This is a genomic window from Reinekea marinisedimentorum, from assembly GCF_004341165.1.
GTDB lineage: Bacteria > Pseudomonadota > Gammaproteobacteria > Pseudomonadales > Natronospirillaceae > Reinekea > Reinekea marinisedimentorum.
In genome coordinates this window covers 1-12,388 of sequence record NZ_SLZR01000005.1, presented here as the reverse complement: position 1 = coordinate 12,388, position 12,388 = coordinate 1, and the positions used below count along the sequence as shown (strand labels likewise).

Genomic DNA, 12,388 nt, shown 5'->3' with positions numbered 1-12,388 from the left:
CCTGTTTTGATCGTTAGAATCGCCCCATGATTGATGTATACGCTGTACTCTCAAACCTTGAACTAGCCCAGGTCGGCGCGGCCTTGTTGCTAATCCCTCTTATTTGCTGGCTGAACACGCACAGGTCCTCTTTTCTGTGCCGCTGGGTTGTGCTGCTTTCCGGCTATGTTATTCAGATCGGCTTTTACCTGATTCTTGATGATGTTGGGTTCCGCTCTAACTTGCTGGTGTTGTTTGCGACGCTTGCCGGCTGCATGTGGATCTACTCAACGGCATTGTTGTGGCCTGCTAAAGCGCTGATCCCCGTTCCCGCGAATAAAGAAAACCCCTGATGAGTACGCATCACTAAAGAGAGTGATGCCTGCTTCTGTCGCTTTGATAACCCTTCTGTTGATTTCTGCGCAACGCCACCCTTAACATGGTGCGCTTTTCTGGATCCAACTAACGTTCCTTAGGGAGATATTGAATGGAAGTGTTAACGAACGCCATGGCAAGCTTCCAGGCTATTTTAGAGTCTGGTTCAAAGTTTCCCTGGGTGGGGCAGGTGTTTCTGATTGTACTGGCGACGCTGCTGGCCGCCTACCTGATGAAAAAGCTGTTCGACCGCTTGGCGTTAAAGGCTAAAAACAGCAACACCGCTTTTGATGACCTGCTGATAGATACCGCGCGCAAACCGGTCGGTGTTTTTATCTGGTTTGAAGGTATTCTTCTGGCGGCCGATGTCGTACGCCGGGTATCCGATGAGGCGGTGTTTTCACTGATCGACCCAATCCGTGAAGTTTCCTTCATTACTATTTTCGCCTGGTTTGCGGTGCGGCTTATCCGCCAGGCGGAAGACCTGGTTCAGCAGCCGGGCGTGCTGAAGAAAGAGATGGACGCCACCACAGCATCGGCGCTGGGTAAACTGTTCCGGTTGTCGGTCATCATCACCACCGCACTGGTCATCCTGCAAACGCTGGGTTTCAGTATTTCGGGCATTCTCGCCTTCGGCGGTATCGGTGGTATTGCGATTGGCTTTGCTGCTAAAGACCTGCTGTCTAACTTCTTTGGCGGCCTGATGATCTACATGGATCAGCCCTTCCGGGTGGGTGACTGGGTACGCTCGCCGGATAAAGACATTGAAGGCACCGTTGAAGATATCGGCTGGCGCTTAACCTGTATTCGTACCTTCGATAAACGACCGCTGTATGTGCCGAATGCCACCTTTGCCAGTATTTCGGTGGAAAACCCGTCGCGCATGAGTAACCGCCGTATTAAAGAAACCGTTGGGGTGCGCTATGACGATGCCGATAAGGTGGCGGCTATTGTGGCCGATGTAAAACAGATGCTGCTCGATCACCCGGAGATCGATACCGAACAGACGCTGATTGTGAACGTAAACGCCTTTGCCTCGTCATCGATTGATTTCTTTATCTACACCTTTACCAAAACCACGGAATGGATAAGGTTTCACGAAATTAAACAGGATGTGATGCTGAAGGTTATTGATATCGTTCAGCGTAATGGCGCTGAGTTTGCTTTCCCAACGCAGACATTACACCTGCTGAACGAAGAGCCGGAACCGGCTGGTATGAAGTAACTGTTAAACCGGTGAACCATGCAGGGTTGAGCGTTTAGCTGCTCTTTTTCGCGTGCCAGAACTCAAATTCATCTTGGGTAAGGGCACGCGCCTCTTCTTCCAGCATGACAGGAATACCATCGCGTACCGGGTACGCAAGTTTGGCGGCTGTGGAGATCAGTTCCTGTTTTTCTTTATCGACCTGTAAGGGCGCTTTGGTGGCAGGGCAGACCAGAAACGTCAGCAGCTGTTTATCAATTAGCATCGTTTTTTCTTTCCTCAGATTCATTCGATTCCAGTGGTACGCCGGGTACCGGGTCAATTCCGCCTTCGCAGCCCGGGTGACAGCGCAGTATGCGTTTTATGGTGAGCTTGCTTCCCTGCCAGGCACCATAATGTTTCAGCGCGATAATCGCGTATTCAGAGCAGCTTGGGTAGTAGCGGCAGCGCGGTGGCCCCAGCATTGGGCTGATGACAAATCGATAGAATTGCACCAGCTTAATGAGCAGCCACTTCATGGCTTAGCCTTCACGTGACCAAAGCGTGCCTTCGCGGGTGTCTTTAATTTGCACACCGCGCGCAGCCAGTTCTTCACGAATGGCGTCTGCACGGGCGAAGTCTTTATTTTTCTTCGCCTGCTTACGCTCTTCGATCAGGGCCTCGACTTCTTCGGCGCTAATATCGCCTTCGCTGACCTGGCCCTGGAACCAGGCATTCGGCTCAAGTTGCGCAATGTTCAGGAAGTTGCAGATCGCCTCAATTTCACCCTTCAGCTTGGCCTGCTGCTCTGCATTTTCGGCTTTAAAGAACTGGTTGGTCAGTTCATGCAGTACGGCAAAGGCTTTCGGTGTGTTCAGGTCATCGAGCAGCATTTGTGCAAATGGCAGCTCAATAAAGTTTTCAACCGGGGTCGCGGCTATATCTGCGCTGTCCCGCTTGATGGTGTAAATGCGGTCGAGCAGCGAGCGGCTCTGGTGAATTAGCTGTTCCGACCAGTTCATGTTGGAGCGGTAGTGTGCTGAAAGCAGCGCTACGCGCACCAGCTCATGCGGTTGTTCGGCCAACATATCGCGCAGCACAATAAAGTTGCCGAGTGATTTCGACATCTTCTCGCCTTCGATATCGAGCATGGCGTTGTGTACCCAGTATTTGGCGTAGCCACCGGAATGATCCGAGCAGCAGGTGCCCTGAGCCAGTTCATTCTCATGGTGCGGGAATAAAAGGTCAGAACCGCCGCCATGAATGTCGATGGTTTCACCCAAATGCTTCTGGATCATTGCCGTACATTCAATGTGCCAGCCCGGGCGGCCACGGCCCCAGGGGCTGTCCCAGCCGGGCAGGTCATCGGTGGAAGGCTTCCACAGTACGAAATCCATCGGGTTCTTTTTGTAGCTGGCCACTTCTACGCGGGCACCGGCGATCATATCGTCGATATTGCGCTTGGAAAGCTTGCCGTAATCGGCCATGGAATCGACCGCGAACAGCACATGACCTTCCGAGGCATAGGCGTGGCCACGTTCAATCAGCGCTTCAATGGTGCTAATAATGTCGCCAATGTGCTCGGTGGCTTTTGGCTTTAGGGTGGGCTCCAGGTTACCGAGCGCGGCCATGTCTTCATCGTAGGCGGCGATGTACTTATCGGTAATGACGGAGATCTCGGCATTCAGCTCGGCAGCGGCGGCGTTGATTTTATCGTCAACATCGGTGAAGTTGCGCGCAAACTCAACGGTTGGGTACAGCTCTTTCAGTACCCGGTAGAGCAGGTCGAACACTGTCGCGGAGCGGCCGTTGCCCAGATGAATATAGTTGTAAACCGTTGGGCCACAGACATACATAGTGACGCGATTGGGGTCTAAAGGTTCAAACGGTTCTTTTTTGCCTGTCAGGCTATTGTGCAATACCAGCGACATTGAAATTCCAGCAATCAGTTAATCGAATTTCGCGCGAGTATACCATTGGAGTTGAGAATCTGGGCAGATGGACTATTAAAAGTCGCCCGGATTAACCTCGGTTTTTCAGGATTTCCGGTGCTTAACTACCCGCAATCGCGCCTTTCTGCACACCTTCAAACGCCTTAACACGCCAGCTGTAGTCTGGCTGCTCAGCCGCTAAAGAGCTGCAGATATGCGTAGCAATCAGCTCTACCGTGGTGTCGGTCGGCATCATGTAGCACTGCTTCGGGTTCAACCACACATCAAAGCGGCCTTGTTCAGAGTCGTACCCGGCATGGTTCAGGCCCTTGTGCTCGCTTTCGAGCAGGTCTTCATCGGTAATCAGGTAGATATCGGCAAAGCGCTGTGCCCATTCCTGTTCGGTATCGGTATCGCGTACGCCGTTTTTGAATATTTCGATTTTAGAGCGGTGGCCATGGCAAATACGCTGGCAATCGCCCAGGTGCTTTTTCAGACCATGAGAATAGTGGTAAAACGCGCCGTTGATGTCTTCTGTACGCAGGTTCAGTTTTACCTGCTTTACATTACTGGGGACCAGGCTGTTGAGGTGGTTTTCCAGCAGCGGCAGGGCGCTATCAATGGTGATACGTTCAGCATCCACCAGATACACGGCATCGCGCGGGCTCTGGTAGGCAAAGGCCAGTTCACCTTTGCTGTCTCGGTATTCCACCTTGATCTCATCGTTCAGTTCCAGCATCTCTATGCTGACACCGGCTAATTCGGTCGGAATGGCCAGGGTGTGGTCAAGCCCGCCATCAAGCGCCTGCTTGAGCAGCTTCTTCACATGGCCGAAATCGAACACCATGCCTTCTTCGTTCAGTTCGCCCATCAGTTCAACATCAACAATCCAGCTTTCGCCCACCACGCCGCGCTTGGGATGAAAGTAGCTGAAATCGAGAACGGTCAGGTTGTCTACGAAAAGACGATTCATGGTTCTGGCATGCTCCGGTTGCTGTTTTAGCCATTATAGGCGGGCGCGGCAGTCTAACAGAAATTCAATTGTTGGCTAAGCGCTAAACTTTAAAAGTTGACCGTTCATTCGAACCAGTCATTGGGTTGTACAGGCAATTGGCTGACATCTCTTTTCCGTTCTAGCCAGTTAATTCAACCACCCCGGCGAAGGGTGCCGGTGTTTGCAGCCAGTTCTGCCAGGGCTCATTGGCGCGCAGCGCCTGCATCAGCCGAATGACCCCGCCGTGAGTAAACACACAGGTATCCTGCGGCAGGCCGGTTAGTTCGGTATAGATCGCTTCAACCCGGTGCTGAAAGGCGAGTAAGTGCTCACCGTTCGGGAACTGAAAGCTGGTAGGCGATTGTGCCCAGCGGTCGATGCTGGCGCGGCTTATTTCACTCCAGGGTTTCATTTCCCAGTCACCAAAGTTTACTTCCATCAGCTCGGGGCTGAACGCGATGTGTTGAGCAGGAAAGCAGGCTTCGGCCAGTTTGGCGCAGCGTTTAAGCGGGCTGCTGTAAACCACTGCGGGCGTTGCCGGTAAGTGAGCCTTCACCTTTTGCGCGCTCTCGGTGTAGGCGATGGCGGCATCGATGTCGGTTTGGCCGTAGCAGATGCCGCGGACGGCAACGGCGTCGTGACGGATCAGAAACACAGCCACACCAGGTAGAGCGCAAGCTCTGCCAGCTGTTGGCCGGCACCCATGGTATCGCCGGTGTAACCACCAATCTGTCGCCGCGTCTGCCAGATCCACAGCGCTGCCACAATCAGTGCAGTTACTGTGAGCACCAGTGCTATGTGCAGTGGAACAAAGACCAGCGCCGGCAGGCTGAACAGCAGGGCCGCCAGCCAGCGACCGAAACTCATTTGCGAAACCACCGGTTTGGCCTTGCTTGGGTTTACCCGCACATAATCGGCAAACACCATTGCTGTCATCGATGACCATCGGCTCAGGCAATGGGCGACGATAAGGCAGATCACGCCAGCCTGGGGCAGCAGTTCAAACAGAGTGAAGGCCTTCAGGCTGAGCATGGCCCACAGTGCCAGGCTGCCATAGGTGCCCAGGCGCGAGTCGGTCATAATGTCGAGCTTACGCTCTTTATTGAACGCGCCGCCGAAGCCATCGAAGGTATCGGCCCAGCCGTCTTCATGAAAGCCGCCGGTGAGCAGAAAGCCTGCGCTCAGGGTAAGCAGTACGGAAACCTCTACAGACCAGAACAGCTGAGCAAACCCGTAGATGGCAGCAAGCAGGGCACCCACGAACAAGCCAACCAACGGGTAGTAGAGCGCGCTGCGGCGCATGGCGTCATCGCTGTAATTGGGGTGTGCCGGCACCGGAATACGGGTAAAGAAGCCCAGCGCCAGCAGGAAGTCGCGAATCATTCAGTGATGATGCCGGCCGACTGAAAGGTCGCCATTTCATTGAGCATGGCCACTGCACACTTAACCAAGGGGTAGGCGAGTGCTGCACCGGTGCCTTCGCCGAGGTGTAACGACAGGTTCAGAATCGGTTTTGCATCCAGCTCAATGATCATCAGCTGGTGCGCCGGTTCGGCAGAGGCGTGACTGAACAGCCAGTAGTCGCGGGCACTCGGCTGATGCTTAAAGGCAACCAGAGCGGCCGCGGTGGAGATGAAGCCATCAACCATGACAACGCAGCCCAGATCTTCAGCGGTAAGCAACACACCCACCATAGCCGCAATTTCAAAACCGCCCACTTCGGCAAGGATGGTCAGCGGATCGGTGCTTTGGCAGCGTTTCAGCGCCTCATTGATCACGGTGATTTTGGTTTCTATCTGCTCCGGGCTGGCACCGGTGCCCGGTCCAACGGTAAATTCGGCACTTTGTGCCGTCAGTGCAGAAAGCAGTGCCGAGGCGCTCGTTGTGTTGCCAATCCCCATTTCGCCGATAATCAGCAGGTTGCAGCCGGTTGCAACGGCATCGCGTGCCAGCTGTTCACCCACCGCCATCGCGCGTTCGCACTCTATCATGCTCATGGCAGGCTCACGGCGCAGGTTTTTAGTGCCGGCGGCAATGGTTTTATCAAGTACGTTGGGCCATTTGGCTTCAGGGTTTACGATGCCAAGGTTCACAATCTGCAATGGAATATCATTGCTGCGGCAGAATACGTTCATCGCGGCACCGCCGGCGGAGAAGTTAGCCATCATCAGTTCGGTGACCTTCTGCGGGAAGGGGTTGACACCTTCGGCGCATACGCCGTGATCGGCCCCAAAAACCAATGCCTGAGGTTTATCTACCTTAGGTACTTCGGTCTTCTGCGCCATGCCTACCTGCAGGGCAATCTCTTCTATTTGGCCCAGCGAGCCCGGTGGCTTGGTCTTGTTGTTGATTTTATGAAGAATTTCTATTTTCAGGTCGTTCTTAGTCATCGTTGTCCCTAAATGAGGTTGCGGTTTTAGCAGGCAAAAAAAATTCTGTCGGTTAAGTTTTGATCCAGTGCTCCAACCCGGAAACACAGAAGCACACCCGGTCGGCCAAGCCGGCAACCTGCTGATTCAGCAGACCAAGCTCATCCACAAAGCGGCGCGTCAGTGCATCGGCACCGATCACACCCAGGCCGCATTCGTTACTGACCAGCAGGGTAGGCTGCGTTCGCTGCTGCAGGGCTGCGGTGAAATCCTGGATGCGCTGTTCAAGTTGGCCGGGCGTTTCAATCAGCAGGTTGGTCACCCAGGTACCCAGGCAATCGACAACAACGGCACCCTGAAATTCGGTTAGAGTTTCAGGTAATTCTAGCGGTGTTTCAATGCATTGCCAGTGCTCGCCGCGCGAGGCTATATGGTGCTCGATGCGTCTGTTCATTTCGGCATCGGTACGGCGGGCGGTGGCGACAAGACAGGGGCTGTCGGTGGCCTCTTCGAGCAGGCGCATGGCCAGGCGGCTTTTGCCGGATTTTACACCGCCGGTGATCAGGGTAATGTTTGCCATGATTTCCTTGATTCTGATAAATGAAAAAGCGAGCCAATGCTCGCTTCTGTTCGATAGGTGTCACTGCGGTCGTTTATAACTCAAACGATGACAACGCATCCATATCGATATCACTCTTAATAGCCCCGACAAGGTAGCTGGAAATTTCAACTTCCTGCGGTGCAACCTGGACATGGTCGTTGCTCAGCCAGTTGTTCATCCACGGCAGCGGGTTATCGGCCCGCTGATACATAGGCGCTAAACCGACGGCTTTCAGACGTTCATCGGTCAGATACTCAATGTACTGGTGCAGTATATTGGCGTTCAGGCCAATCATCGAGCCATCTTTAAACAGGTAGTTGGCCCAGGCCTTCTCCTGCTCGGCTGCATCGCGGAACAGGCTGGTGATGGTGTCTTTTTCCTGCTCAAACAGATCACGCATGTCCGGGTCGTCCATGCCGCTGCGCCATTGGCGAAGGATGAATTCCGTGCCGCTTAAATGCAAGGCTTCATCGCGCGCGATCAGTTTAATCAGCTTGGCGTTGCCTTCCATTTTTGCGCCTTCGGCAAAGGCAAAGCTGCAGGCAAAGCTGACGTAAAAGCGGATGGCTTCCAGCACGTTGACCGAAACCATAGTCAGCAACAACAGGCGTTTAATGTTGCGCAGCTGCTCTTTGGTTTGCGTGCCGTCATCGGCAGACTGGTAACGCTGAATGGCATTGATCAGCTGATCGTAATAATCCGAAATGGTTTCCGCGCGTTCGATAATCTCCGGCGTTTCAATAATGTCTTCAAAAATCAGGTTCGGCTCGGTGACAATGTTGCGGATAATGTGGGTGTACGAACGTGAATGGACTGTTTCGCTGAATGCCCAGGTTTCTATCCAGGTTTCCAGTTCCGGCAGGCTGACGATGGGTAAAAACGCCATGTTCGGTGAACGCCCCTGTACAGAATCGAGCAGCGTCTGGTACTTCAGGTTACTGAGGAAAATGTGCTTTTCGTTTTCCGGCAGGGCGATAAAGTCTTTGCGGTCACGCTGCAAATCGACTTCTTCCGGTCGCCAGAAAAACGATAGCTGTTTTTCAATCAGCTGCTCAAAAACCGGGTAGCGTTGTTGGTCGTATCGGGCAACGTTCACCTGCTCGCCACAGAACATGGGCTGTGTGAAGGCATCGAAACGCTTCTGGTTAAAAGATTGGTAAGCCATGGTGCTCTCCAAATTAAATTCGTTATTTGCTTAAAAAATTAAATAGCGCACGCGCCGGATTCACAGCTGGAAGCGGCCTGTTCCTGCAGGTGGTTGGCTTGCGAGCCATCACGGGTGTTGTGGTAGTACAGCGTTTTTACACCCAGCTTGTAGGCAGTGAGTAAATCACCCAGCAACAGCTGCATTGGCACCTTTCGGTCTGCGTACAGATCGGGCTGATAGCTGGTGTTGGCGGAAATCGCCTGATCAACAAACTTCTGCATAATCGCCACCAAAGTCAGGTAGCCGGTGTTGCCGTTTTGTTGCCACAGAGTGTCGTAGCTGGCGGCCAGGGTTTCGATTTCCGGCACTACCTGTTTCAGTACGCCGTCTTTGGAGGCCTTAATGCTCACCAGTGCCCGTGGCGGTTCAATGCCGTTGGTGGCGTTGGCAATCTGCGCTGAGGTTTCTGATGGCATCAGTGCCGAGAGCGTTGAATTGCGTACACCATGGGTAACAATGCTTTTGCGCAGGGCATCCCAATCGCACAGCAGGGCGGTGTTGCAGTGGCCATCCACTTCGGCTTTGTAGTGATCAACCGGCAGGCTGCCGCTGGCCAGTTTGGTATCGCTAAAGCCTTCGCAGGCACCCTGTTCGATGGCCAGTTTATTCGAGGCTTGCAGCAGCGCATATTGCAGGCGCTCAAAGGTTTGGTGGGTTAAATCGCGGGCCTTTTCGTCGCCGTATCTGGCACCGTGTTTCGCCAGATAGTAGGCGTAGTTGATGACACCAATGCCCAGTGGGCGGCGCTTCATGGTGGAGATTTCTGCCGCCTTTACCGGGTAGTTCTGGTAGTCGAGCAGGGCATCGAGTGCGCGCACCAGAATATCAGCAGAATCGTCGATGTCATCCAGCGACGTTAACGCGCCTAAATTGATTGCTGCCAGCGTGCACAAGGCAATTTCACCCTGTTCATCGTTTAAATCCTGCAATGGTTTTGTCGGCAAGGCGATTTCCATACACAGGTTAGACTGGCGTACCGGCGCTTTGGCCGGGTCGAACGGGCCATGCTCGTTGCAGTGATCTACGTTCTGAATATAAATACGGCCGGTGGAGGCGCGCTCTTGCATCAGCAGTGAAAACAGTTCTTTGGCTTTGACCTTGCGCTTGCGGATGGCCGGGTCGTTTTCATACTGAACGTACAGCGCTTCAAACGTTTTCTGATCGGCAAAAAACGCATCGTACAGGCCGGGGACTTCGCTCGGGCTGAACAGCGAGATATGACCATCCTGAATCAATCGCTGATACATCAGCTTGCTCAGCTGCACGCCGTAATCCAGATGGCGGGCGCGGTTTTCTTCAACGCCGCGGTTGTTTTTCAGTACCAGCAGGTCTTCCACTTCTATGTGCCACAGCGGGTAAAACATGGTGGCCGCACCACCGCGAATACCACCCTGTGAACAACTCTTCACGGCCGACTGGAACAGTTTGTAAAACGGAATGCAGCCAGTGTGGAACGCCTCGCCACCGCGAATGGGTGAGCCTAAACCGCGAATGCGCCCGGCGTTAATGCCAATGCCCGCGCGCTGGCTGACGTAATTGACGATACTGGACGTCGTGGCGTTGATGGAATCCAGGGTGTCGTCGCATTCAATGAGTACGCACGAAGAGAACTGGCGTGTCGGTGTGCGCACGCCGGCCATAATCGGCGTCGGCAGCGAGAACTTATGAGTGGACGCCGCCTCATAGAAACGCTTCACATAGTGCAGACGCTCAGCTTGTGGGTAACCGGAAAACAGGCAGGCACCAATCAGCAGGTAAACAAACTGCGGCGATTCGAAAATCTGCCCGGTCACGCGATCCTGCACCAGATATTTACCCTGAAGCTGTTTAACACCGGCGTAGGCAAAGTTTAGATCGCGGCTGTGATCGAGCACGTCGTTCAGTTCATTCCAGTCTTCTTCGTTATAAGTTTTCAGCAGAATGGGGTCGTAGCGTTTTTCGGCCACCAACTTGGCGACCAAATCAAACACGTGCGGTGGCTCAAACTGGCCAAAGGCCTGTTTGCGCATATGGAAAATGGCCAGGCGGGCTGCAAAATACTGGTAGTCCGGTTGCTGCTCGCTGATTAAATCGGCTGCCGAGCGGATCAGCATTTCATGAATTTCGGTGGTGGTCATGCCATCGTAGAACTGGATTTTTGCTTTCAGTTCCACTTCCGAAACAGACACCTTGCTCAGGCCTGATTGTGCCCAATCGAGCACCTTGTGGATTTTTTCTAATTGCAGGGGTTCGAGACGGCCGTCTCTTTTTTGAATTTGCAGGTTCACCTTGTTTCTCCAGAACAAGGCAGGGCATGTGACAATGTCACATGACAAGAGAAAACGTAGACGCGTTCACTTGTATCGGATCACCCCGCCCGATGTTAAACACAACGATTAACACTAATCGCATGGTCATCGCGGCAGGTCTCCTGGCTTGGGCGTCGACGCGTGGCTTAAACCTTCCCGAGGGCGTCCTCAGTGGTTAAATACTTAAGCCTTGCTCAACCCTTACAGTTGCGGGGGCAGCTTCGGATTTGCACCGAATTCCCGAATAAACATGCGCATACTTAGAACTTAGCGCGGGTTTACTTTCAGCCACAAATGCCGGTGGCTGAAGAACCGTCGATGAGAATGCGCACAAGATATGGTGGTGTTTGGCTTTAGTCAAACCATATATGGGTGTTTTGGCAGATATTGCGACCTTTGTAGGAGGTGGCAAACGCAGTGCCACACAAGCCTGTTTGTTTAATCGATGTAGGTGCCCGTTGCCTGAATCGGGGCATCAGAGCCGCGCTCTGCAAGCCATATAACCAATGCCGTTCGTTGCTGAGAAGCCTGCGGTATTTCGGGCAAAGAGGCTACCCAGGTTCGGGTGTTGTCTGTTAAATCAGACTGCCGGCTGCGCCAGTGTTTAAGCACCACAAAATCATGGTGCAGCGTCAGGTTTCTGTTCTCACCGGCGGTGATATCGTTGCTCAGGCCCATGCCCAGATACGCCATGTTCAGCTGCAATGGCTCGGTGGTATCAAAGGTGACCGTTAGGGTTTCATCTGCGAGCGTGCCGCGCAAAACACCGGGGGTTGCCTGGGGTTGTTCGGGAATAGCGCTGCGGTCAAAAAACCAATCCCGCCACTCCTTCCCGTTGGCTACAAACCCTGGTGTGTAAACCGAGTGAATTGCCCCGGTCGTTTGGTAGGCGCGCTGACGTTGGCTGTACTCGCGTTTAGCCAACGGATCTATCCAGCCAATGTAATCCCAGTAATCGACGTGGAAAGCCATTGGCACAATGCTGGAAAACAGCGCCGGGTGTTCCGTGAGGGTTCCCATCCACTTATCGGCCGGTACACAGCTGCTGCAACCTTCAGAGGTGAACATTTCTATCACCACGCTGGCGGTGGCTTCGCTTTGGAATTCCTGGGCGTGTATCAGGGTGCTGGTGAGCAGGGTGGCGAGGATTGTGGTGAGTTTTTTCATAGTGGGAGGGTTAGTTGCTGATGTGGGAAGTTGGACAGCTTAATCCCGGAAAAATTCATTTTTTTGGGAGGGCTTAAGGAACGCGGGCGGGTGTCGGGCTGAAGCCCGACCTACAGGGTGAGGTGTGTTTGTAGGTTGGTCTTTAGGCCAACAGGGTTGCTTTTACATCTTAGGCTGACTTTGTCGGGCTGAAGCCCGGCCTTGTATCTCTCCAGGGAAGTTGTTTAGCTGATAACTTTCCGAGAGCCAGGTGAATCTGAGACCGACCTTAGTGCTTTGACACTGCTTTGTAGA

At 53.5% G+C, this 12,388-nt stretch carries 13 protein-coding genes and 1 riboswitch; of the genes, 2 read left to right on the top strand and 11 right to left on the bottom strand.

Annotation, left to right across the window (positions count from 1 at the left end):
• The first annotated feature begins 26 nt into the window (after nt 1-26).
• Together BCF53_RS07240 and BCF53_RS07235 are read left to right on the top strand one after the other, a co-directional pair.
• Nucleotides 27-332, top strand: a complete 306-nt coding sequence (locus BCF53_RS07240) for a hypothetical protein (RefSeq protein WP_132700970.1) — start codon at nt 27-29, stop codon at nt 330-332.
• A 134-nt stretch (nt 333-466) separates the two neighbouring features.
• Nucleotides 467-1,579 (top strand): mechanosensitive ion channel family protein, encoded by a 1,113-nt coding sequence (locus BCF53_RS07235; protein WP_132700969.1) that lies wholly within the window; start codon nt 467-469, stop codon nt 1,577-1,579.
• Nucleotides 1,580-1,613: 34 nt separating this feature from the next.
• Here the strand turns inward: BCF53_RS07235 and BCF53_RS07230 are convergent, their stop codons facing one another.
• The 11 genes from BCF53_RS07230 to BCF53_RS07180 all read right to left on the bottom strand — a co-directional run bounded on the left by BCF53_RS07230 (nt 1,614) and on the right by BCF53_RS07180 (nt 12,094).
• Nucleotides 1,614-1,823, bottom strand: coding sequence for a Trm112 family protein (locus BCF53_RS07230; RefSeq protein ID WP_481404354.1), 210 nt, complete (start codon nt 1,821-1,823; stop codon nt 1,614-1,616).
• The gene (yidD, locus tag BCF53_RS07225; protein ID WP_132700967.1) at nt 1,813-2,076 is read right to left on the bottom strand and encodes a membrane protein insertion efficiency factor YidD; all 264 of its coding nucleotides are present in this window, start codon (nt 2,074-2,076) and stop codon (nt 1,813-1,815) included. Before yidD ends, BCF53_RS07230 begins: the two co-directional genes overlap by 11 nt.
• Nucleotides 2,077-2,079: 3 nt before the next feature.
• Nucleotides 2,080-3,468, bottom strand: coding sequence for a cysteine--tRNA ligase (cysS, locus tag BCF53_RS07220; RefSeq protein ID WP_132700965.1), 1,389 nt, complete (start codon nt 3,466-3,468; stop codon nt 2,080-2,082).
• Between the two features lie 121 nt (nt 3,469-3,589).
• Nucleotides 3,590-4,441, bottom strand: coding sequence for a 6-pyruvoyl trahydropterin synthase family protein (locus BCF53_RS07215; RefSeq protein WP_132700964.1), 852 nt, complete (start codon nt 4,439-4,441; stop codon nt 3,590-3,592).
• Between the two features lie 160 nt (nt 4,442-4,601).
• On the bottom strand, nt 4,602-5,117 hold the full coding sequence (locus BCF53_RS07210; protein WP_165901835.1) for a histidine phosphatase family protein: 516 nt from the start codon (nt 5,115-5,117) through the stop codon (nt 4,602-4,604).
• A complete protein-coding gene (locus tag BCF53_RS07205; RefSeq protein WP_132700961.1) occupies nt 5,108-5,845 on the bottom strand; it encodes an adenosylcobinamide-GDP ribazoletransferase in 738 nt (245 codons plus the stop codon). Before BCF53_RS07205 ends, BCF53_RS07210 begins: the two co-directional genes overlap by 10 nt.
• Complete coding sequence (gene cobT, locus BCF53_RS07200) at nt 5,842-6,852, bottom strand: nicotinate-nucleotide--dimethylbenzimidazole phosphoribosyltransferase (RefSeq protein ID WP_132700960.1); 1,011 nt, start codon at nt 6,850-6,852, stop codon at nt 5,842-5,844. Before cobT ends, BCF53_RS07205 begins: the two co-directional genes overlap by 4 nt.
• 52 nt (nt 6,853-6,904) lie before the next feature.
• Nucleotides 6,905-7,411 (bottom strand): bifunctional adenosylcobinamide kinase/adenosylcobinamide-phosphate guanylyltransferase, encoded by a 507-nt coding sequence (gene cobU / locus BCF53_RS07195; protein ID WP_132700958.1) that lies wholly within the window; start codon nt 7,409-7,411, stop codon nt 6,905-6,907.
• Nucleotides 7,412-7,484: 73 nt separating this feature from the next.
• Nucleotides 7,485-8,597 (bottom strand): class Ia ribonucleoside-diphosphate reductase subunit beta, encoded by a 1,113-nt coding sequence (nrdB, locus tag BCF53_RS07190; protein WP_132700956.1) that lies wholly within the window; start codon nt 8,595-8,597, stop codon nt 7,485-7,487.
• 38 nt (nt 8,598-8,635) lie between these two features.
• The gene (gene nrdA / locus BCF53_RS07185; RefSeq protein ID WP_132700955.1) at nt 8,636-10,906 is read right to left on the bottom strand and encodes a class 1a ribonucleoside-diphosphate reductase subunit alpha; all 2,271 of its coding nucleotides are present in this window, start codon (nt 10,904-10,906) and stop codon (nt 8,636-8,638) included.
• Between the two features lie 118 nt (nt 10,907-11,024).
• Nucleotides 11,025-11,213: riboswitch (cobalamin riboswitch) on the bottom strand.
• A 152-nt stretch (nt 11,214-11,365) separates the two neighbouring features.
• Nucleotides 11,366-12,094, bottom strand: a complete 729-nt coding sequence (locus BCF53_RS07180) for a DUF1223 domain-containing protein (protein ID WP_132700954.1) — start codon at nt 12,092-12,094, stop codon at nt 11,366-11,368.
• Between the last annotated feature and the right edge of the window lie 294 nt (nt 12,095-12,388).